The sequence below is a fragment of the Arthrobacter phoenicis genome (assembly GCF_047238215.1).
GTDB lineage: Bacteria > Actinomycetota > Actinomycetes > Actinomycetales > Micrococcaceae > Arthrobacter.
The window spans coordinates 439,002-458,321 of sequence record NZ_JBDFMK010000001.1; the positions used below are offsets into that span (position 1 = coordinate 439,002).

General features: G+C 70.2%; 18 protein-coding genes. 3 read left to right on the plus strand and 15 right to left on the minus strand.

What is annotated here, in order from left to right; genetic code table 11:
- Positions 1 to 3: 3 nt before the first annotated feature.
- From ABC337_RS02030 to dxr, 8 genes are all read right to left on the minus strand, one after another.
- Positions 4 to 1,815, minus strand: a complete 1,812-nt coding sequence (locus ABC337_RS02030; protein ID WP_412882571.1) for a proline--tRNA ligase — start codon at positions 1,813 to 1,815, stop codon at positions 4 to 6.
- Between the two features lie 473 nt (positions 1,816 to 2,288).
- Positions 2,289 to 3,176 (minus strand): GNAT family N-acetyltransferase, encoded by an 888-nt coding sequence (locus ABC337_RS02035; RefSeq protein ID WP_412883245.1) that lies wholly within the window; start codon positions 3,174 to 3,176, stop codon positions 2,289 to 2,291.
- The gene (gene ispG / locus ABC337_RS02040) at positions 3,139 to 4,305 is read right to left on the minus strand and encodes a flavodoxin-dependent (E)-4-hydroxy-3-methylbut-2-enyl-diphosphate synthase (RefSeq protein ID WP_412882570.1); all 1,167 of its coding nucleotides are present in this window, start codon (positions 4,303 to 4,305) and stop codon (positions 3,139 to 3,141) included. Before ispG ends, ABC337_RS02035 begins: the two co-directional genes overlap by 38 nt.
- Positions 4,306 to 4,353: 48 nt before the next feature.
- A complete protein-coding gene (locus ABC337_RS02045; protein WP_412882569.1) occupies positions 4,354 to 4,647 on the minus strand; it encodes a YciI family protein in 294 nt (97 codons plus the stop codon).
- Between the two features lie 50 nt (positions 4,648 to 4,697).
- Positions 4,698 to 5,243, minus strand: a complete 546-nt coding sequence (locus tag ABC337_RS02050; protein WP_412882568.1) for a hypothetical protein — start codon at positions 5,241 to 5,243, stop codon at positions 4,698 to 4,700.
- The gene (locus ABC337_RS02055) at positions 5,240 to 5,989 is read right to left on the minus strand and encodes a MarR family transcriptional regulator (RefSeq protein ID WP_412882567.1); all 750 of its coding nucleotides are present in this window, start codon (positions 5,987 to 5,989) and stop codon (positions 5,240 to 5,242) included. The genes ABC337_RS02050 and ABC337_RS02055 overlap by 4 nt, the downstream gene beginning before the upstream one ends.
- An 87-nt stretch (positions 5,990 to 6,076) precedes the next feature.
- The gene (locus tag ABC337_RS02060; RefSeq protein ID WP_412882566.1) at positions 6,077 to 7,408 is read right to left on the minus strand and encodes a M50 family metallopeptidase; all 1,332 of its coding nucleotides are present in this window, start codon (positions 7,406 to 7,408) and stop codon (positions 6,077 to 6,079) included.
- A gap of 11 nt (positions 7,409 to 7,419) precedes the next feature.
- The gene (gene dxr / locus ABC337_RS02065) at positions 7,420 to 8,634 is read right to left on the minus strand and encodes a 1-deoxy-D-xylulose-5-phosphate reductoisomerase (protein WP_412882565.1); all 1,215 of its coding nucleotides are present in this window, start codon (positions 8,632 to 8,634) and stop codon (positions 7,420 to 7,422) included.
- A gap of 74 nt (positions 8,635 to 8,708) precedes the next feature.
- Between dxr and ABC337_RS02070 the strand changes: the two genes are divergently transcribed.
- Entirely contained in the window at positions 8,709 to 10,205 is a 1,497-nt protein-coding gene (locus tag ABC337_RS02070) for a lipase maturation factor family protein (protein ID WP_412882564.1), read from the plus strand.
- A gap of 105 nt (positions 10,206 to 10,310) precedes the next feature.
- On the opposite strand, the gene ABC337_RS02075 is transcribed toward ABC337_RS02070, so the two are convergent.
- From ABC337_RS02075 to ABC337_RS02085, 3 genes are read right to left on the minus strand one after another with little or no spacing between them, the layout of a single operon-like run.
- The gene (locus ABC337_RS02075; RefSeq protein ID WP_290258377.1) at positions 10,311 to 11,843 is read right to left on the minus strand and encodes a tripartite tricarboxylate transporter permease; all 1,533 of its coding nucleotides are present in this window, start codon (positions 11,841 to 11,843) and stop codon (positions 10,311 to 10,313) included.
- Positions 11,836 to 12,375: a tripartite tricarboxylate transporter TctB family protein gene (locus ABC337_RS02080; protein ID WP_290258378.1), complete on the minus strand. Its 540-nt coding sequence runs from the start codon at positions 12,373 to 12,375 to the stop codon at positions 11,836 to 11,838. The genes ABC337_RS02075 and ABC337_RS02080 overlap by 8 nt, the downstream gene beginning before the upstream one ends.
- 2 nt (positions 12,376 to 12,377) lie before the next feature.
- Positions 12,378 to 13,397 (minus strand): Bug family tripartite tricarboxylate transporter substrate binding protein, encoded by a 1,020-nt coding sequence (locus ABC337_RS02085; protein ID WP_412882563.1) that lies wholly within the window; start codon positions 13,395 to 13,397, stop codon positions 12,378 to 12,380.
- Between the two features lie 172 nt (positions 13,398 to 13,569).
- On the opposite strand from ABC337_RS02085, the gene ABC337_RS02090 reads away from it, so the two are divergent.
- Both ABC337_RS02090 and ABC337_RS02095 read left to right on the plus strand, forming a co-directional pair.
- Entirely contained in the window at positions 13,570 to 15,240 is a 1,671-nt protein-coding gene (locus ABC337_RS02090; RefSeq protein WP_412882562.1) for an ATP-binding protein, read from the plus strand.
- On the plus strand, positions 15,237 to 16,019 hold the full coding sequence (locus ABC337_RS02095; protein WP_412882561.1) for a response regulator: 783 nt from the start codon (positions 15,237 to 15,239) through the stop codon (positions 16,017 to 16,019). Before ABC337_RS02090 ends, ABC337_RS02095 begins: the two co-directional genes overlap by 4 nt.
- A gap of 227 nt (positions 16,020 to 16,246) precedes the next feature.
- Here the strand turns inward: ABC337_RS02095 and ABC337_RS02100 are convergent, their stop codons facing one another.
- Genes ABC337_RS02100 through ABC337_RS02115 form a run of 4 tightly spaced genes read right to left on the minus strand, consistent with a single transcriptional unit; the run spans position 16,247 to position 19,300 of the window.
- Positions 16,247 to 17,080 (minus strand): HpcH/HpaI aldolase/citrate lyase family protein, encoded by an 834-nt coding sequence (locus ABC337_RS02100; RefSeq protein WP_412882560.1) that lies wholly within the window; start codon positions 17,078 to 17,080, stop codon positions 16,247 to 16,249.
- Positions 17,077 to 17,694, minus strand: coding sequence for a MaoC family dehydratase (locus tag ABC337_RS02105; RefSeq protein WP_412882559.1), 618 nt, complete (start codon positions 17,692 to 17,694; stop codon positions 17,077 to 17,079). Before ABC337_RS02105 ends, ABC337_RS02100 begins: the two co-directional genes overlap by 4 nt.
- The gene (locus ABC337_RS02110; RefSeq protein WP_412882558.1) at positions 17,691 to 18,473 is read right to left on the minus strand and encodes a CoA transferase subunit B; all 783 of its coding nucleotides are present in this window, start codon (positions 18,471 to 18,473) and stop codon (positions 17,691 to 17,693) included. Before ABC337_RS02110 ends, ABC337_RS02105 begins: the two co-directional genes overlap by 4 nt.
- Before the next feature lie 2 nt (positions 18,474 to 18,475).
- The gene (locus ABC337_RS02115; RefSeq protein ID WP_412882557.1) at positions 18,476 to 19,300 is read right to left on the minus strand and encodes a CoA transferase subunit A; all 825 of its coding nucleotides are present in this window, start codon (positions 19,298 to 19,300) and stop codon (positions 18,476 to 18,478) included.
- Positions 19,301 to 19,320 lie beyond the last annotated feature (20 nt).

Sequence of the window (19,320 nt, forward strand, 5' to 3'; positions counted from 1 at the left end):
GGGTCAGGCGTTGCGGACGGCGTTGACCACGTAGTCCACCGCCCGGTCCACGGCGATGTTCTCGGCTGCGCCGCTGCGGCGGTCCTTGATCTCGACGACGCCGTCCACCAGGCCGCGGCCGACGGCCAGGATGGTGGGCACGCCGACGAGTTCGGCGTCGCCGAACTTCACGCCCGGGGAGACCTTGGGTCGGTCGTCGTAGATGACCTGGAGGCCGGCGGCCTCCAGTTCGAGCGCGAGCTTCTCGGCGGCGGCGAAGATCTCCTCGCCGCGTCCGACGGCGACGACGTGCACGTCGGCCGGGGCGACGGCGCGGGGCCAGACCAGGCCCTTCTCGTCGTGGTTGGATTCGGCCAGGGCCGCCACCGCGCGGGTCACGCCGACGCCGTAGGAGCCCATGGTGACGACGACCTGCTTGCCGTTCTGGTCCAGGACTTTGAGGTCCAGGGCCTCGGCGTACTTGCGGCCGAGCTGGAAGATGTGGCCCATTTCGATGCCGCGGGCGGTTTCCAGCGGGCCGGAGCCGTCCGGGGCGGGGTCGCCGGCGCGGACTTCGGTGGCCTCGATGACGCCGTCCCAGCCGAAGTCGCGTCCGGCCACCAGGCCGAAGACGTGCTTGCCGGCCTCGTTGGCGCCGGTGATCCAGGCGGAGCCGCTGACGACGCGGGGGTCCACCAGGTAGAGCAGCTTCGACGCGCCCTCGGAACCGAGCAGCGGGGCGTCCAGGGACAGGCCCGGGCCGATGTAGCCCTTGACCAGCGGCGGCTGCTTCTTGAGGTCCTCCTCGTTGGCGGCCTCCAGGGTGATCTCGCCGGCGATCGGCAGGAAGGATCCTATGGTGGCCTCGACGCGCTTGAGGTCCACGCCGCGGTCGCCGGGGACGCCGATGACGACGAGCTGGCGCTCACCGGTGGGCAGGGTGACGGCGAGCACGACGTTCTTCAGCGTGTCCGCGGCGGTCCAGGCGCCGCCGTCGGCCTCGCTGCGGGGTGCCAGTGCGTTGGCGGCCGCCACGAGGGTGTCGATGGTGGGGGTGTCCGGGGTGTCGCGCACCTCGGCGGCGGGGGCGTTGGTGAAGTCGATCTCCGCGGGAACGACGGTGGTGACGGCCTCGACGTTGGCCGCGTAGCCGCCGGCGGACCGGACGAAGGTGTCCTCGCCGATTTCGGTGGGGTGCAGGAATTCCTCGCTCTTGGACCCGCCCATGGCGCCGGCCGTCGCGGTCACCGGGATGACCTCGAGGCCGAGGCGCTCGAAGATCTTCAGGTAGGCGCTGCGGTGCGCGGCGTAGCTGGCGTCCAGGCCGGCGTCGTCGACGTCGAAGGAGTAGGAGTCCTTCATGATGAACTCACGGCCGCGGAGCAGGCCTGCCCGGGGGCGTGCCTCGTCGCGGTACTTGTTCTGGATCTGGTAGATGCTCAGCGGCAGGTCCTTGTACGAGGAGTACAGGTCCTTGACCAGCAGGGTGAACATTTCCTCGTGCGTGGGGGCCAGCAGGTAGTCGTTGCCCTTGCGGTCCTTGAGCCGGAAGATGCCCTCGCCGTACTCGGTCCAGCGGTTGGTCGCCTCGTAGGGTTCCTTCGGCAGCAGCGCCGGGAAGTGGACCTCCTGGGCGCCGATCGCCGTCATCTCCTCCCGGATGATCTGCTCCACCCGGCGCAGCACGCTCAGGCCCAGCGGCAGCCAGGTGTAGATGCCGGGGGCCGCGCGGCGGATGTAGCCGGCCCGGACCAGCAGCCGGTGGCTGGCCACCTCGGCGTCGGCGGGGTCTTCACGCAGGGTGCGCAGGAACAGCTGGGAGAGTCGAAGGACCACTGGAGAGGTATCCGTTTCTGAGAAATGCGGGGCCTCCGGGGAGGCACGAAATGTCCAGCTACCAATCTACCGCCTCGCCGCGGGGCAGGGTCCCGGTGCGGCGGGTTCCCGGGGCGGCATGTCCGGGCGGCAGACGTCCGGGAATGGGAAGGGCCGCGCCCCGGCGTGGAAGCCCCTGGCCGTTTCCGGCTGGTCATCCGTCGTGGCGCGGCCCCGCGACCCCAGTGCCGCTTTTATCAAGGCTGTTAACCCTGGCCCGAGCCTGCCCTTCCGGGCGGCTGCGGGGCCAGTTGGTGGTTTCCCCCTGAGACCGCTCGCGCCTTCTCGGCGCGGCTAGCTAGAACCTATGTGATCCCCGTCGCCAAAACAAGAGTGTGCCCTTATATTTTTGTCACAAGTCGGTGACATGACGTGTCTCGGGCGGGGTGGAACGGCACCGGCTTAGAAGGGCGCCGGCTTAGAACAGCACCGTCTTAGAACAGCACCGTCGCAAAGCTGCCGGTCTGTTCGAAGCCCACCCGCTCGTAGCTGGCCCGGGCGCGGACGTTGAAGTCGTTGACGTAGAGGCTGGTCACCGGTGCGAGCCGCTGGGCCAGGAGCACGACGGCGGCCATGTATCCGGCGCTGAGGCCGAGCCCGCGGTGGGTGGGGTTCATCCAGACGCCCTGCACCTGCGTGACGGCGGATGTGACCGCGCCGAGTTCGGCTTTGAAGATGACCTCGCCGTCGGGGCCGAGGTGGACCATGGAGTGCCCGGCCCGGATGAGTCCCTTGACCCGCCGGCTGTAGAACTCGCGGCCGCCGAGGTAGGGCGAGTAGCCCACCTCCTCCTCGAACATGGCGGCGCAGGCGGGGAGGATGCGGTCGAAGTCGGCCATCTGCCCGAAGCCCAACGCCGGGTTGGGCTCGATCAGCGGCGCGCCGCTGATGGTCATGAGCGGCTGGTCGGCCCTGATTTCCTGGGCGGTATGCCCGAGGTCCTCCATGGCCTCGTGCAGCGCCAGCACGGCTTCGGCGGGGCCGAAGATGGAGGCGTAGCGGCGCCCGGCGCGGTGTGCGGCGGCCGCGACGAGGGGGGCTAGGTCGGTGTCCAGTTCGACCGGCACCAGGTTGGCCCCGGCCCAGCAGGCCGAGACGAGCGTCCCGCCGTCGAACACGCCGAGGATGCTGGCGCCGCCTGCAGTTGGCGCGGCGCTACCGGTGGATTCGAGGTGGGACAGGATGAAGACGTTCGCGACGGGGTCGCGCCGCGCAAGATCGCGGAGGGTGCCGGTGTCGCCGGCGCCCAGGAGGCGGACGGCGGCACCGGCCTGGGTACCGTCCTTACGAAACGCTAACCACGGGGCCACCCTTGACAGCATCTTCGCCATCGGCTTCCCCCATCTCTTCGGCGAGGCGCATTGCCTCTTCGATCAGTGTTTCAACGATCTGGTTCTCGGGGACGGTCTTGATGACCTCGCCCTTGACGAAGATCTGGCCCTTGCCGTTGCCGGACGCCACACCGAGGTCCGCCTCGCGGGCCTCGCCGGGTCCGTTCACCACACAGCCCATGACGGCGACGCGCAGCGGCACCTCCATGCCCTCGAGGCCGGCGGTGACTTCCTCGGCGAGCGTGTAGACATCCACCTGGGCGCGTCCGCAGGACGGGCAGGAGACGATCTCGAGCTTGCGGGGGCGCAGGTTCAGCGACTGCAGGATCTGGTTGCCCACCTTGACCTCCTCCACCGGCGGGGCGGAGAGGGACACGCGGATGGTGTCGCCGATGCCCCGGGAGAGCAGGGCGCCGAAGGCGGTGGCGGACTTGATGGTGCCCTGGAAGGCGGGGCCGGCCTCGGTCACGCCGAGGTGCAGGGGCCAGTCGCCCTTTTCCGCAAGCATCTCGTAGGCGGCCACCATGACGACGGGGTCGTTGTGCTTGACCGAGATCTTGAAGTCGTGGAAGCCGTGCTCCTCAAACAGCGAGGCTTCCCAGACGGCGGACTCGACGAGCGCCTCCGGGGTGGCCTTGCCGTACTTCTTCATGATGCCGGGCTCCAGCGAACCGGCGTTGATGCCGATCCGGATGGAGGTGCCGTGGTCCTTGGCGGCGCGGGCGATTTCCTTGACCTGGTCATCGAACTTGCGGATGTTTCCAGGGTTGACCCGGACCGCGGCGCAGCCGGCCTCGATCGCGGCGAAGACGTACTTCGGCTGGAAGTGGATGTCCGCGATCACCGGGATCTGCGACTTCTTCGCGATGATGGGCAGCGCCTCCGCGTCGTCGGCGGAGGGGCAGGCCACGCGGACGATGTCACAGCCGGAGGCGGTGAGCTCGGCGATCTGCTGCAGGGTGGCGTTGATGTCCGTGGTCGGCGTGGTCGTCATGGACTGCACGCTGATCGGGAAGTCGGAGCCGACGCCGACCGAGCCGACCTTGATCTGGCGGGTTTTCCGGCGCGGGGCAAGAACGGGGGGCGGTGCCGACGGCATTCCGAGGCTGACCGAGGTCACGGGGACTCCTCTGGGATCGAAGCGTTGAGCGAAGGGCGGGCGGGCCGCTTAGGCGGAGTGGCCGGCCAGCAGGCCGGTCACCGGCGCCCAGGCCGTGGTGCGGATACCGGAGATGGCGCTGGCGGCGGCGAACGGGTCCTGCTTGAGCAGCTCGCTCAGGGCTTCCTCGTCGGCTGCCTTGAGGATCAGCAACGCGCCGGCGCCGTCGGAGTACGGGCCACTGGCCAGCAGGGTGCCGTCTTCGGCCAGGCCGGCGGTCCATTCCCGGTGGGCGGGACGGGCAGCGGCGCGGGATTCGGCGGACTCGGCGTCGTAAACGTACTCAACAGCAAAAACAGTCATACCGCTACCCTATCCCCCAGCCTGCCGGGTTCCCATCCATCGGCCCGCTTTCAGGCCTGCAGCAGAATCCTCGCCAGCGCGGCCACACCGGCGGCCCAGAGCATGGAGGTGAGGGTGCCGATGATGAATCTCTCGGCCGCGACCGGGGTTTCCTTCAGTTCAGCGAACCGGCCCAGACCCTTGATGGCGACCACGTAGGCGATGGCCACGGGCTGGCCGGCCAGGATGGCCAGGGCGACGGCGAGTCGTTCCAGCACGCCGATGATCGCCCCGCCGCGCAGGATGCGGGTGCCGACGGCGGCCGCCGGGACGGGCGCGGGGGCCGGGCTTTCGGGGGCGGGGGTCGGGGTTTCCGGGGTTGCTGCTGTCTCGGGGGTTGCTGCGGCCAGGGGCGCCGGGGTTTCGGCGGCCGTGGTTGCCGCGCCGTCCGAGGGGTCGTCGCTCCAGCCGGGACCGCCGTCGGCGTCCGCGTCGGCCGCCTGCCCGGCGTCGGCCTTGTCGTCGATGGTGCGGGCCAGGCGGAAGACCAGGGCGGTGACCGGCCAGCCGGCAAAGCCCGCAACAAGCAGCGCCAGTGTGATCCAGAGGGCGTTCACCGGTCTCCTTCGCTCGGGGTGCGCGCGGCGTGGCCGTCCGCGCCCGTGGTCTGGCCGTCGGCCAGGGCCAGCAGCATTTCCGCAGCGGGCCGTGCCGCCCATTCTTCCTGCCAGGCGGAGCGAAGCAGGGCACGGCTCACCGACTGCTCCGTGATTCCCAGCGCGGCGGCGGCGGCTTTCTGGCTGCCGTGGGTGCCGGCGCGCCCGTCGCGGACGCCGCGCAGCGCGTCCACCACCTTCCACTGGGCCGTGGTCCGGTCCTGGACCAGGCGGCCGATCAGCCGCAGGACCGCCTCGGCGTTGGCCGCCTCCCGCTCCCCCGGCGGCGCGGCTGCCGGCGTCCCGGCGGCGCCGTCCCCGGATCCGGCCGGGCGGGAGGCTGCCCCGCGGCGCGGGGTCCCCGCGGTACCGGCGGCGACGGCGAGGGGAACGTGCCCGGCAGCCTTGGCCCGCTCGACGGCGAGCCGGGCCGCCACGAACGCCGGCCCGGAGCCTTCACGGGGGCTGGCGGGCAGCGGCCGGTCCACGGCCCCGACGCCGATTCCGACGTACCAGTGGCCGTCCCGGAGGACATGCAGGGCGGTGTCCACCACCTCGGCCGGCGACCGCAGCACCCCTTGCAGCTCATCGCCGACGGAGCGTTCGAAGGTGGCTCCGGGGAGCAGCCGGGTCAGCTCCGCCAGCAGGCCGGGAACCCGGTCCACATCGGTGCTGCTGCCGCGCTGGTCGATCGTCAGGACGTACATACCGCAACCCTAGGCGGCTGATTTGCAAAGATCAACCATCAACAGCTGATTATCATAAATCAGCTCAAAATGGCTTAGAAGCAGAAATCAGCCGAAAAGGTTCACCGGTTTGACGATGTCCGCGTAAATCAGCAGCGCAGACATGCCCATCAGCAGCGCCGCCACCACGTAGGTCACCGGCAGCATCTTGGCGATGTCGAACGCCCCCGGATCAGGCCGGCCGAAGAGCTTGGCGATCCGGCGCCGGACACCCTCGTACAGGGCGCCCGCCACGTGGCCGCCGTCGAGCGGCAGCAGCGGGACGAGGTTGAAGACGGCCAGGGCGAAGTTCAGCCCGGCGAGCAGGCCCACCAGGGTGGCGAGCCGGCTCTGCAAGGGCACCTGTTCCATGGCGGCGACCTCGCCGGCCACCCGGCCGACGCCCACCACGCTGATCGGGCCGTTGGGGTCCCGGGGTTCCGAACTGAAGGCCGCCTGCGCGACGCCCACCACGCGCGCCGGGAGGTTCAGGACGACGCCGGCGATCTGCTTGATGTTCTCCCCCGCCATCGGGAGCACCGCCGACGCCGGCTGCTGCACCAGCGCCGACTGCGGGCCGATGCCGAGGAAGCCGACGTCCTGGTAGCGGAGCTTGCCGTCAGCGTCCTTGGCCTGGCGGCCGTCGGCGCCGACCACCGGGCGGGAGGAGAGCACCGGGGTCACCGTGGTGGTGACCGGGGCGCCGTCGCGCTGGACCGTGACACTGACGGTCTTGCCTGCCGAGGCCCGGATCCAGCCGGTGAGCTCGTCCCAGTTGGTGACCTGCTTGCCGTCGAAGGAGGTGATCGTGTCGCCCGGTTTGAGCCCGGCGGCGGCCGCGGGGGTGGGCTTGCAGTCCTGCGAGTTCGGGTCCACGGTCTCCCCGGCCTTGACCTGGCACTTCGAGACGTCGGCGATCGTGGTGGTGGAGCCCGCCACGCCGAAGCCCATCAGCAGCACGGCCGTCAGCACGAGGCCGATCAGCAGGTTCATGGCCGGGCCGCCGAGCATGATGATGATCTTCTTCCAGACCGGCAGCCGGTAGAACACCCGGTCCCGGTCTTCGGGGCCGATCTCCTCGTGCGCCAGCGACCGCGCGTCGGCGGCCAGGGACTGGAACATGCCGGTGCTGGAGGCCCGGACGGTGCCGTCCTCCGGGTTGGGCGGGTACATGCCGATCATCGAGACAAAGCCGCCGAGCGGGATGGCTTTGACGCCGTATTCGGTCTCGCCGCGGCGCCGCGACCAGAGGGTCGGGCCGAAGCCGATCATGTATTTGGTGACGCGGACCTTGAACAGCTTGGCCGGCACCAGGTGGCCCACCTCGTGCAGGGCGATGGACACGGCGATGCCGATCACGACAAAGACGACTCCGAGGATGAAGAGGAGAACGGGGCTCATGCTGGGTCTTGCTACTTCCTGGGCACGGACTGGCTGGGGGTGGCGGGGGTTCCTACGGCCAAACGCTCGAGGGTCCGCGCGCGTGCCCACTTTTCAGCATCCAGCACGGCCTCGACCGTCAGCCCGGAGGAACCTGAGTGCTCGCTGAGGACGGCCTCGACGGTGTCCACGATGTCTGGGAAGCGGATCCGGCCGGCGTGGAAGGCCATCACGGCTTCCTCGTTCGCGGCGTTGAAGACCGCCGGGTAGGTGCTGCCGCGGCGGGCGGCGTCCTTGGCCAGGCCGACGGCGGGGAACGCCCCGGCGTCCAGCGGCTCGAACGTCCAGCTGGTGGCCCGGGTCCAGTCGCACGGGGACGCCGCGCCGGGAACCCGGTCCGGCCAGCCGAGGCCCAGGGCGATCGGCAGGCGCATGTCCGGCGGGGAGGCCTGGGCGATGGTGGAACCGTCGGTGAACTGCACCATCGAGTGCACCACGGACTGCGGGTGGACCACGACGTCGATCTTCTCCAGCGGGATGTCGAAGAGCAGGTGCGCCTCGATCACTTCCAGGCCCTTGTTGACCAGGGTGGCGGAGTTGGTTGTGACCATCAGGCCCATGTCCCAGGTGGGGTGGGCCAGGGCGTCCTGCGGGCTTACGTCCAGCAGCTCGGCCCGGGTCCGGCCGCGGAACGGACCGCCGGAGGCCGTCAGGACCAGGCGGTCCACCTCGGCGGCGGTGCCGGAGCGCAGGCACTGGGCGATGGCGGAGTGTTCGGAGTCCACCGGGACGATTTGGCCCTCGCGGGCGGCGGCCTTGACCAGGGCGCCGCCGACGATCAGGGATTCCTTGTTCGCCAGGGCGAGCGTGGCGCCGGCCTTCAGGGCGGCGAGGGTGGGTGCCAGGCCGATCGAGCCGGTGATGCCGTTGAGGACGACGTCGGCGGGGATCTCCGCGATCCGGGTGGCGGCGTCCGGGCCGGCGAGGATCTCCGGCCGGTAGCCGGTCACACCGGCAGCGCGCGCGGCGTCGTCGATCAGGCGCTGCAGCCCGGCAGGGTCACCGGCGGCGATGCCGACGGCGCGGGCCCGGGTGTGGACCGCCTGCCGGGCCAGGAGTTCAAGGTTGCCGCCGCCCGCGCTGAGCGCCACGATCTCGAACCGGTCGGGCGCCCCGTCGACGACGTCGAGGGCCTGGGTACCGATGGACCCGGTGGATCCGAGGAGGACAATACTGCGCGGCTTCATGCCTCCAGTATCCCGCACCGGCACTGCCCCGGCCGCGCCTTGACGCCCTCCGGCGGCGGCGTACCGTGGGAATCGTGGAGTGGACGGCCTGGTTTGACGCGCCGGACTACGGATTCGCCCGGCAGGTACTGCAGCGCGGCGTCGCGGCCGTTTTTGTGGTCGCGTTCCTCTCCTCGCTGAACCAGTTTCCGGCGCTCCTCGGCGAGCGCGGACTACTCCCGGTCCCCTCGCTCCTGGCCCGCGCCCGGCGCCCGCTTCGACCCACCCTGTTCGCCTGGCACTATTCGGACCGTTTGCTGCGCGCGGTCTGCGCCGTCGGGATGCTGATCGGCGCCGCCCTGGTACTGGGCCTGCCGCAGCAGGGGCCGCCGTCGCTGCCGCTGCTGGCTTTCCTGGCGCTCTGGTTGCTGTACATGTCGATCGTGAACGTGGGCCAGACGCTCTACGGGTTCGGCTGGGAGATGCTGCTGCTGGAGGCTGGGTTCACCGTGGGGTTCCTCGGCTCGGAGCAGACTCCCCCGCCGCGGACCGTCCTGCTCCTGCTGGTGTGGCTGCTGTTCCGGCTGGAATTCGGGGCGGGGATGATCAAGATCCGCGGCGGCCGGGAGTGGCGGGACCTCACCGCGCTGTACTACCACCACGAAACCCAGCCGATGCCCGGGCCCCTGAGCCGCCAGGCCCACCTGATGCCGAAGGCCTGGCACCGGCTGGAGGTCCTGGGCAACCATGGCGCCCAGCTGGTCGTGCCGTTCTTCCTGTTCGCCCCGCAGCCGCTGGCGTCCGTGGCCGCGGGGATCGTGGTGTTCACCCAGCTGTGGCTGGTGGCCAGCGGCAACTTCGCGTGGCTGAACTGGATGGCGATTCTGCTGGCTTTCGCGGCGGTGAGCGATCCGGTGCTGCACGCCCTGTTCCCCGGCCTGCCGTCCGGCTGGCGGCCCCCGGGTGCGGCGGAGGGAGCAGTGCCGGCGGGAGGTGTCGTGTCAACGGAGGGCTCGCACGCGCCGCTGCCCTGGCTGGTGCTGGTAAGCCTGGCCACCGTGTTGCTGCTGGTGCTCAGCTACCGCCCGGCGGCGAACCTGGTCTCGTCGTACCAGCTGATGAATGCCGCGTTCAACCGCTGGCAGCTGGTCAATGCCTACGGGGCGTTCGGCTCGGTGACCAAGCAGCGGATCGAGATCGTGGTGGAGGGGACCCTGGACGCCGAGCCGGACGAGACGGCGGACTGGCGGGAGTACGGGTTCCGCGGCAAGCCCGGAGATGTCCGCCGGCTGCCGCGGCAGTGGGCGCCGTACCACCTGCGGCTGGACTGGCTGATGTGGTTCCTGCCGCTGCGCAGCGTGCACGAGCAGTGGTTCTACGCGTTCCTGGCGAAGCTGCTGGAGGCAGACCGGCCCACGCTGCGGCTGCTGCGGGAGGACCCGTTCGACGGCGCCCGGCCGCGCTGGGTGCGGGCCCGGAGTTTCCACTACCGCTTCGCCACCCGGGCGGAGTTCCGCGCCACCGGCCAGCGCTGGGTCCGGATCCTGCTGCAGGAGTCCATCCCGCCGCTGTCCCTGCCGCCGGAGGACTGAGTGCCCGCCGGGAACGCAGCGATCTGACACGAATGGCCGGAATGGTGGGTACCATTCCGGCCATTCGTGGCAAACAGGCGCGGTGGCCTGGCTAATGCTTTCGCCCTAGACGGACACGGATTCCTTCTCGGTGACCGCCTCCAGGGCGGCCTGCCGGCGGCGCAGCCACCAGGAACCCAGGAAGATCAGCGCCATGGTCGCGTAGACCACGACGGCGAACGGGGTGGAGAACAGCGCGGTGGGGTCGTTCTGGGAGAGCTGCAGCGAGCGCCGCAGCTGCACCTCGAACATCGGCCCCAGGATCATCGCCACCACCATGGGCGCCACGGGGTAGCCGTAGCGGCGCATGAAGTAGCCCAGGATGCCCACCACCAGCAGCACCCCGACGTCGATCGGCGAGAAGTTCACCGAGAACGCCCCGAGGGCCGCGAAGACCAGGATGCCGGCGTAGAGGAACGGCCTCGGGATCTGCAGGATCTTCACCCAGAGGCCCACCAGCGGCAGGTTCAGCACCAGCAGCATCAGGTTGCCCACGTACAAGGAGGCGATGAGGGTCCACACCAGGGCGCCCTGGTTTTCGAACAGGAGCGGCCCGGGCTGGATCTGGTAGCGCTGGAACGCGGTCAGCATCATCGCCGCGGTGGCGGTGGTGGGGATGCCGAGGGTCAGCAGCGGCACCAGGACACCGGCGGCGGCGGCGTTGTTGGCCGCCTCGGGACCGGCGACGCCCTCAATCGCGCCCTTGCCGAACTGGCGCCGGTTCTCGCCCTTGGCCAGCCGCCGTTCCGCCGCGTAGGACAGGAACGTGGAGACGTCCGCACCGCCGGCGGGGACCGTGCCGATCGGGAAGCCGATGAACGTTCCGCGCAGCCACGGCTTCCAGGACCGCTTCCAGTCCTCCTTGGACAGCCAGGCGTTCTTGCCCTTGCTGACCGGGATGACCTCCACCGGACCGTGCCGGAGCTTGGAGGCGACGTAGAGAGCCTCGCCCAGGGCGAAAAGGCCCACGGCCACCAGCACCATGTCGATGCCGTCCACCAGGTTGGGGTTGTCGAAGGTGAAGCGCTGCTGGGCGGTGCTGTCATCGATGCCGATCAGGCCGATGAACAGGCCCAGGGCCAGGGATGCGAGCCCGCGGAGCACCGAGGCGCCCAGCAGCGCGCCGACGGTGAGGAAGGCCACCACCATGAGTGCCACGTAGTCCACCGGGCCGAGGCCGACGGCGAATTCCGCCACGACGGGGGCCAGGAAGGACAGCAGCACCGTGGCGATGGTGCCGGCGATGAACGAACCGATCGCCGCCGTCGCCAGCGCCGCCGCTCCCCTGCCGGCCTTGGCCATCTTGTTGCCCTCGAGGGCGGTGACGATCGAGGCGGATTCACCGGGGGTGTTGAGCAGGATCGACGTCGTCGACCCGCCGTACATGCCGCCGTAGTAGATGCCGGCGAACACGATCAGCGCCGCGGCCGGATCCAGGGCATAGGTGATGGGCATCAGCAGTGCCACGGTCATGGCCGGGCCGATGCCCGGGAGGACGCCGACGGCGGTGCCGACGAAGACGCCGCCCAGGGCGTAGAGCAGGTAGACCGGCTGGAGGGCGTTGGCGAAGCCGTCAAGCAGGAACGTAATGCTATCCATGGAAGAACGGCACCCCCTCGAACAGCGGGCCCGGGGGCAGGGACACGCCCAGCAGGCCGCCGAAGACGTACTGCAGGAGCAGGGCCATGATCACGGCGACGACGATCGCCTTCCAGAGCGGCTTGGCCTCGAGGGTCCAGGCCGCCCCGCTGAACAGGACCGCCGCGGCCACGGGCCAGCCGGCGGGTTCGATCAGGACGATGTGCAGCACCACGAAGCCGACCAGCTTGGCCAGGGCCACCCAGTCGGTGGAGGCGTCGGCGTCCAGGTCCTCGCCCTCCTCGGCCTGGCCCACCTTGCCGCGCAGGACCTGGATGACGATGCCGGTGCCGACGGCCACGAGGGTGCCGCAGACGATGTAGGGGAAGGCACGGGGGCCGATGCCGGTCTCCGACGGCGGGATCGGGATGGATCCCGCCGTCAGGAGTCCCGCCGCGCCGATGCTGACGAACAGGAGGGCGAAGAGAATCTCCCCGAGAGGCCGCTTGGCGGGCGCCTCCACGTGGGTGGACTCTGTTGTTGGGGCGGACACTGTTACTTGACCAGGCCGATCTCGGTCAGCGTGGTCTTGACCTTCGTGATGTCCTCGCCCAGGAAGGTCTTGAAGCCGTCGCCGGCCAGGAATGCGTCGTCCCAGTTGTTCTTCTTGAGGGTGGACTTCCAGGCCTCGGTCTCGTGCAGCTTGGTGACGAGTTCGGTCAGCTTGGTCTTCTGGGCGTCGTCGATGGAGCCGGGGGCCACCACGCCGCGCCAGTTGGTCAGCACGACGTCGATGCCCTGCTCGGTGAGCGGCTTGATGCCGGGCAGCGCCGGGACCTCGCCCTTGCCGGAGACGGCGAGCGCGCGGACCTTGCCGGCCTTGACCTGTTCGGCGTATTCGCCGATGCCGGAGATGCCGGCCTGGACCTTGTTGCCCAGCAGCGCGGCAATGGATTCGCCGCCGCCGGAGTAGCCGATGTAGTTCAGCTTATCCGAGCCGACGCCCTGGGACTTGAGGATCTGCCCGGCCAGGATGTGGTCCGCGCCTCCGGCCGAGCCGCCGGTGATGGCCACGCCCTTGCCGTTGGCCTTGATGTCGTCCACCAGGTCCTTGACGGACTGGTACTTCGAAGAGGCCGGGACCACCAGGACCAGCGGCTCCTCGGTGAGGCGCGCGATCGGGGTGGTGTCCTCCAGGCGGGACTTGGCGCCGTTGGTCTCGACGGCGCCGACCATGACGTAGCCCATCACCATCAGGGTGTTGGCGTCCTTTTCGGTGGCCAGCTTGGCCAGGCCGTTGGTGCCGCCGCCGCCGCCGATGTTGGTGACCTGGGCGGAGCTGACGAGCTTGTTGGACTGCAGGTCGGCCTGGATGGCCCGGCCGGTCTGGTCCCAGCCGCCGCCGGGGTTGGCGGGGACGATGATGCTGAGCTTCTTGACCGGTTCGGAGGCGGATCCGTTGCCGGCGGCGCTGCCGGTGCCGGTGCTGCCGCCGCAGGCCGCGAGGGTGAGGGCCAGCCCGGCCGCTCCGGCGGTGAGGGCGGCGCGGCGGGTGAAAGTGTGGTGGAACGTCATGATCTCTCCTTGGACACATGTGATGCACATCATTGGAATCACTTCCCCGACCCTAGGAGCGGCCACGGTGGCGGGACAGTATTAGGACGTAGAGGTAGTAGTGGTCATATTGGTCACGGATCGTGGCCGGCTTCCGGCGCCGGGCGGCGGTGCCGGGTGGCAGACTTGTGAGGTGTTTCACAGCGTCCCGCTCCGCTTCCAGCTGGTGGCCCTCCAGCTGGCCATCGTCCTGGCCGTGCTCACCGCCGTCGGCGTCGTGACCATCCGCATGCAGGAGGCGCAGCTGCGCGACGCGTACAAGAGCCGGCTGATCGGCGTGGCCGAGTCCGTGGCGCGGCTGCCGTCGGTCGTCAACGCATTCGGCACGCCCGCCCCCGCGGAGACCATCCAGCCGATCGCCGAGGTGATCCGGCAGGCCTCGAACGTCACCTATGTGGTGGTGACGGACAAGTTCGGGGTGCGGCAGTCCCACCCCAACCCGGAGGAGATCGGCAAGCACGTCTCCACGGACCCGTCCGTCCCGCTGTCCGGGGACATCTACGTGGGAACCCAGACCGGCACGCTGGGCGAGTCCTGGCGGGTCAAGGTGCCCATCTTCGACCGGAACGGCGCGGTGATCGGGTCGGCGTCCGTGGGGGTCCTCGAGAGCACCCTCGCCGCCGACCTCTACGAGGACCTGCCGCAGCTCTTCGGCTGGCTGGTGGGCGCCGCGCTGCTGGGGTCCCTCGGCGCGATGTACATCTCCAAGCTGGTCTGGCGGCGGATCTACAAGCTGGAACCGGAGGACATCGCGGCGCTGCTGGAGACCCGGGACGCGATGTTGCACGGCCTGGGCGAGGGGCTGGTGGCAGTCGACACCGACGGCACCGTGGTCCTGGTCAACGACGAGGCCCGGCGGCTGCTGGGCGTGGGCGAGGAGATCCTCGGCTCCCCCGCCACCGCCTCCCTGGAGCCGGGCATCCACCGGCTCCTCGCGGCCGGGTCCAGCACCGAGGAACTGGTCCTCTCCGGCGAGCGGATCCTCCTCGGCAAGGTCAACGCCGCCACAGTGGACGGCCGGGAGGTGGGCAAGGTGCTGATCCTGCGGGACCGGACCGAGCTGCACGCCATGCTGCGGGACCGGGACGGCGCCCTGGACGTGACGCAGGCGCTCCGGGCCCAGGCGCACGAGTTCGCCAACAAGCTGCACGTCGTCTCCGGGCTGCTGGAACTGGGCCAGCAGTCGAAGGCGGTGGAGTTCCTGGGGCGCAGTGCTGCCGACGCCGGGTTCGTGAACCGACCGCTGGCGGCGGGCATCACCGACGACGGCGTCCGGGCCCTGCTGATCGCCAAGTCCACGGTGTGCGCCGAGCGCGGGATCGACATCGAGGTGGCGGAGGACTCGGTCTGCTCCCCGGACGGGACCGACGACGTCATCACCGCGCTGGGTAACCTGATCGACAACGCCGTGGACGCCGCGGGCTATGACAGCACCGTGGCCGTCGCCCTCGCCGAAACCCCGGGCGGCGGCCGGGTGCTCACCGTCGAGGACGACGGCCCGGGCGTGCCGGACGAGGACCGGCAGGCGGTGTTCGAGCCCGGGGTCACGAGCAAGGAGTCCGACGGCGTGAACACCCGCGGGTTCGGGCTGGCCCTGGTCCAGCGCGTTGCCCGGCGGCGCGGCGGGACGGCGGTGGTAAGCCGTTCGGATCTGGGCGGGGCGCGGTTTACGGTCACGTTCAGCACGACCAGTTCAAACACGGTTACTTCACACACGGTTACTTCACACACGGCGGGGAGCGCCGCGGCGGCTCCCCCGGCGGGGCCCGAAGCCCCACGGAAGGCGGCACTGGAACGGCTATGAGCGGCATACGCACCCTCATCATCGACGATGACGTGGCGGTGGCGGGGATCCATCACGGGTTCCTGCTGGCCCGCGGCGGCTTCGACGTCGTCGGCACCGCCCACTCGGGACGGCAGGGGCTGGACCTCGTCGCCGAGCTGCTGCCGGACCTGGTCCTGCTGGACATCCACCTGCCCGACATGTCCGGGCTGGAGGTGCTGCGGCAGCTCCGGAACCATTCGCACCAGCCCACGGACGTCCTGGTGATCACCGCGTCGCGGGAGCTGGAGACGGTCCGCGCGGCGATGGCCGGCGGGGTGCTGCACTACCTGGTGAAGCCGTTCACCTCGCAGGCCCTGAACGAGCGCCTGGACGAGTACGTGGCGCTGCGCGACGAGCTGGCCGCCGGGTCCTCGGCCGGGCCGCTGGACCAGGACCGGATCGACCGGCTGGTGGCACCCTCCCGCCGGGCCGTCGCCGGGGCAGGGGCAGGTCACGCGGCAGGTCAGGCGTCAGAGGCCGACGGCGGCGGGAGCGCTGCGGGGGCCGGTGCCGGCGCCGGCTCCGACGGGGTGCGACTGCCCAAGGGGTTGTCTCGGCCCACCCTGGACGCGGTGATCGAGGCGTTGCGGGCCAGTCCCGAGGACGTGTCCGCGGCCGGGCTGGCGCTGAGGCTGGGCCTCTCCCGGGTCAGCGCCCGGCGGTACCTTGAGTACCTGGTGGTCAACGGCTTCGCCCGGCTCACCCCGCGGTACGGCGCCGCCGGCCGGCCCGAGAACCGCTACCTCTGGCGCCGCTAAGCAACAGTCTCTGCACGGATTCACGATCCCCGGCCCGCCATGACTCCGGACCACCCGGTACGGCACCACCCATTGGACACAAAGGGCCGCTATGGAACTCTCCATAGCGGCCATCTGTGGCCATTCGGCGACGATCAGTAGGCCGAGGTGGCCAGAGTGCCAGGGAGGCGAAGAGTGCCCAGGAGGCCGCCCGGCTGAGAGCCCGAACAGTCCCGAAAGCTTGGGAGTCAGTGCCCGGCGCGGCGGAGGGTGGCCTCTGCGTGCTTGAGGATGGGACCGTCGATCATCTTGCCCTGGTGCTGGAACACGCCCGTACCGGCGGCAGCGGCAGCGTCGAGCAGCTCGCGCGCCGTGGCCACCTCCTCCTCGGACGGGGCGTAGGCCTCCCGGACCACGGCCACCTGGTTTGGGTGGATGCAGGCCTTGGAGCCGAAGCCGGAGGCGACGGCGTCACGGGACTCGGCGGCCAGGCCGTCCAGGTCCGGGATGTTGACGTAGACCGAGTCCACTGCTTCCTTGCCGGCGGCGCGGGCGGCCAGCAGCACGGTGGAGCGGGCGTGCAGGGCGACGGCCCGGTAGTCGCCGTCGTCGGTCCGGCTGGACGTCCCGCCGAGGGAGGCGATCAGGTCCTCGGCGCCCCACATCAGGCCCACCACATTGGGTTCGGCGGCGATGGCCGCGGCGTTGACGATCCCGGCCGCCGTCTCGCACAGGGCGATCACGCTGAAGCCCTCAAGCTCCCGGAGCTGGGCGGCGCTTTCGGCCTTGGCGAGCATCACGTGCCGGTATGGGGTGTGCTTGAGGCAGTGCAGGTCCTTCTCGAACTCCTCGGTCCCGGCCGGGTTGATCCGGATGATGGTCCGGCTGGGATCCAGTTCGGGAACGTCCCCGGCGGAACCGAGCTGGGCCAGGATCGCCCCGCGGGCGCGCTGCTTGTCGGCCGGCGCGACGGCGTCCTCCAGGTCCACGATGACCGCGTCGGAACGCTCGGCCGCCTTCTGGTAACGCTCGGGGCGGTCGGCAGGGCAGAACAGCAGGGCGGGGCCCATCAGAAAGGTCATGCCTCGATTCTCCCCTTTTCGGCGGCTTCCGGTGACGCGGCTTCCCGCGGCCCGTTCTGTTGCGACCCCGGCTGCGCCGCCGGCGTCCCCGACTGCTGCGCAGCGTGCGCGTCGCGGGTCCACATCAGGCAGCTCCGGGTGGCACGGGCCACCACGGTGCCGTCCTGGTTCCGGCCGGTGTGCTCCATGGTCACGATGCCCTGGCCAGGCCGGGACGAGGAGAGCCGCTTCCCGGTCACCACCGTCTCCGTGTAGAGCGTGTCCCCGTGGAAGAGCGGGTGCGGGAAGGACACATCCGTCAGGCCCAGCTGGGCGATGATGGTCCCCTGGGTCAGCTGCGGCACGGACTGGCCCACCATGGTGGCCAGCGTGAACATAGAGTTCATCAACCGCTGGCCGAAGGGCTGCCCGGCGCTCCACGCGGCGTCCAGGTGCAGCGACTGGGTGTTCATGGTCATGGTGGTGAACAGGACGTTGTCCGTCTCGGTCACGGTCCGGCCGGGCCGGTGGGCGTAGGCGACGCCCTCCTCGAGCTCGTCGAAGTAGAGGCCGCGCTGTTCGATGACGCGGCGGCCGGCTGCGGCGGCGTCCACGTGGGAGTGGCTGGTGGTCATACGGAGAGTTCCTGGTCTTCCTCGAAAAGTTCGGCGCCGGTGGCCGCGGCCACCTCTTCCGCGGTCACGTCCGGCGCCAGTTCCCGCAACACCAGCCGCGAGGTTCCTCCCTCGGTGACGACGTCGATGACGGCGAGGTCGGTGATGATCCGGTCCACGCAGCCCTTGCCGGTCAGGGGCAGGGTGCAGCGTTCCACGATCTTCGGGTTGCCGTTGCGGTCAACGTGTTCCATCATCACGATCACCTTCTTGGCCCCGAAGACCAGGTCCATCGCCCCGCCCATGCCCTTGACCATCTTGCCCGGGATCATCCAGTTGGCCAGGTCCCCGTTCTGCGCCACCTCCATGGCTCCGAGGACGGCGACGTCGACGTGGCCGCCGCGGATCATCCCAAAGGATGCGGCCGAGTCGAAGAACGCGACACCCTTGTTGACCGTGACGGTCTCCTTGCCGGCGTTGATCAGGTCGGGGTCGACTTTGTCCTCGGCCGGGTAGGGTCCGACGCCGAGGATCCCGTTCTCCGAGTGCAGTACCACCTCGACGCCGTCCGGAATGTAGTTCGGGATCAGCGTGGGCATGCCGATGCCGAGGTTGACGTACTGGCCGTTGTGCAGCTCCCGCGCCACGCGGGCGGCGAGCTCGTTCCGGGTCCAGCCCTTGGCCGGCGCGCCGGAGTCTGCGCCACCGGGAACGGCGCCGTGTTCGACGGCGGGCGGCCGGTATTCGTGCCGGACGGTTTCAGGCCGGGCGGGGCCGTCCGGGGTCTGGGTGCTCTCCACGGTCAGGCTCCTGTCGTTCCGGCGGGCGCCGCGGGAGCGGCGGCTGAGGCGGGCGACGCCGTCGCTGGCGCGCCGGATGCTGCGGCCACGGTGCGCTTCTCGATGCGTTTCTCCGCCTCCGGGGCGAGGACCACGCGCTGGACGAAGATGCCCGGGACGTGGATCTGTCCGGGATCCAGCTCGCCCGGTTCCACGAGTTCCTCCACCTCGGCGATGGTGATCTTTCCGGCCATGGCGCAGAGCGGGTTGAAGTTCATCGCGGCGGCGTGGAAGACCAGGTTGCCGTGCCGGTCGCCTTTCCAGGCGTGGACCAGGCCGAAGTCCGGGGTCAGCGCCTCCTCCAGCACGTAGTCGGCACCGTGGAAGCTGCGCACCTCCTTGGGCGCGGAGGCGACCGCGATGGTGCCGTCGGCGTCGTACTTCTGCGGCAGGCCGCCCTCGGCCACCTGGGTTCCGACCCCGGCGGGGGTGTAGAACGCGGGGATCCCGGCCCCGCCGGCGCGCAGCTTCTCGGCCAGGGTGCCCTGCGGGGTGAGGACCACCTCGAGTTCGCCGGACAGGTACTGCCGGGCGAACTCCTTGTTCTCCCCCACGTAGGAGCTGATGGTGCGGCGGATCCGGCCGTCTTTGAGCAGGATGCCCAGGCCCCAGTCGTCCACGCCGCAGTTGTTGCTGACGGTCTCCAGGTCCGTGGCGCCGCGCTCGTGCAGGGCCTCGATCAGCGCCACCGGGATGCCGCAGAGGCCGAAGCCACCGACGGCCAGCGAGGCGCCGTCGGGAATGTCCGCGACGGCCTCGGCGGCGCTGGCAACAACTTTGTCGATCATCGAAAGGATCCTTCCGTGCG

Bases quoted from the DNA above. Each gene is read 5' to 3' on its own strand.
- ABC337_RS02115 (WP_412882557.1), bottom strand. From the start codon at position 19,300: ATGATCGACAAAGTTGTTGCCAGCGCCGCCGAGGCCGTCGCGGACATT.
- ABC337_RS02085 (WP_412882563.1), bottom strand. From the start codon at position 13,397: ATGACGTTCCACCACACTTTCACCCGCCGCGCCGCCCTCACCGCCGGA.
- ABC337_RS02045 (WP_412882569.1), bottom strand. From the start codon at position 4,647: ATGACTGTTTTTGCTGTTGAGTACGTTTACGACGCCGAGTCCGCCGAA.
- ABC337_RS02105 (WP_412882559.1), bottom strand. From the start codon at position 17,694: ATGACCACCAGCCACTCCCACGTGGACGCCGCCGCAGCCGGCCGCCGC.
- ABC337_RS02060 (WP_412882566.1), bottom strand. From the start codon at position 7,408: ATGAGCCCCGTTCTCCTCTTCATCCTCGGAGTCGTCTTTGTCGTGATC.
- ABC337_RS02100 (WP_412882560.1), bottom strand. From the start codon at position 17,080: ATGACCTTTCTGATGGGCCCCGCCCTGCTGTTCTGCCCTGCCGACCGC.
- ABC337_RS02075 (WP_290258377.1), bottom strand. From the start codon at position 11,843: ATGGATAGCATTACGTTCCTGCTTGACGGCTTCGCCAACGCCCTCCAG.
- ABC337_RS02055 (WP_412882567.1), bottom strand. From the start codon at position 5,989: ATGTACGTCCTGACGATCGACCAGCGCGGCAGCAGCACCGATGTGGAC.
- ABC337_RS02035 (WP_412883245.1), bottom strand. From the start codon at position 3,176: ATGCTGTCAAGGGTGGCCCCGTGGTTAGCGTTTCGTAAGGACGGTACC.
- dxr (WP_412882565.1), bottom strand. From the start codon at position 8,634: ATGAAGCCGCGCAGTATTGTCCTCCTCGGATCCACCGGGTCCATCGGT.
- ABC337_RS02095 (WP_412882561.1), top strand. From the start codon at position 15,237: ATGAGCGGCATACGCACCCTCATCATCGACGATGACGTGGCGGTGGCG.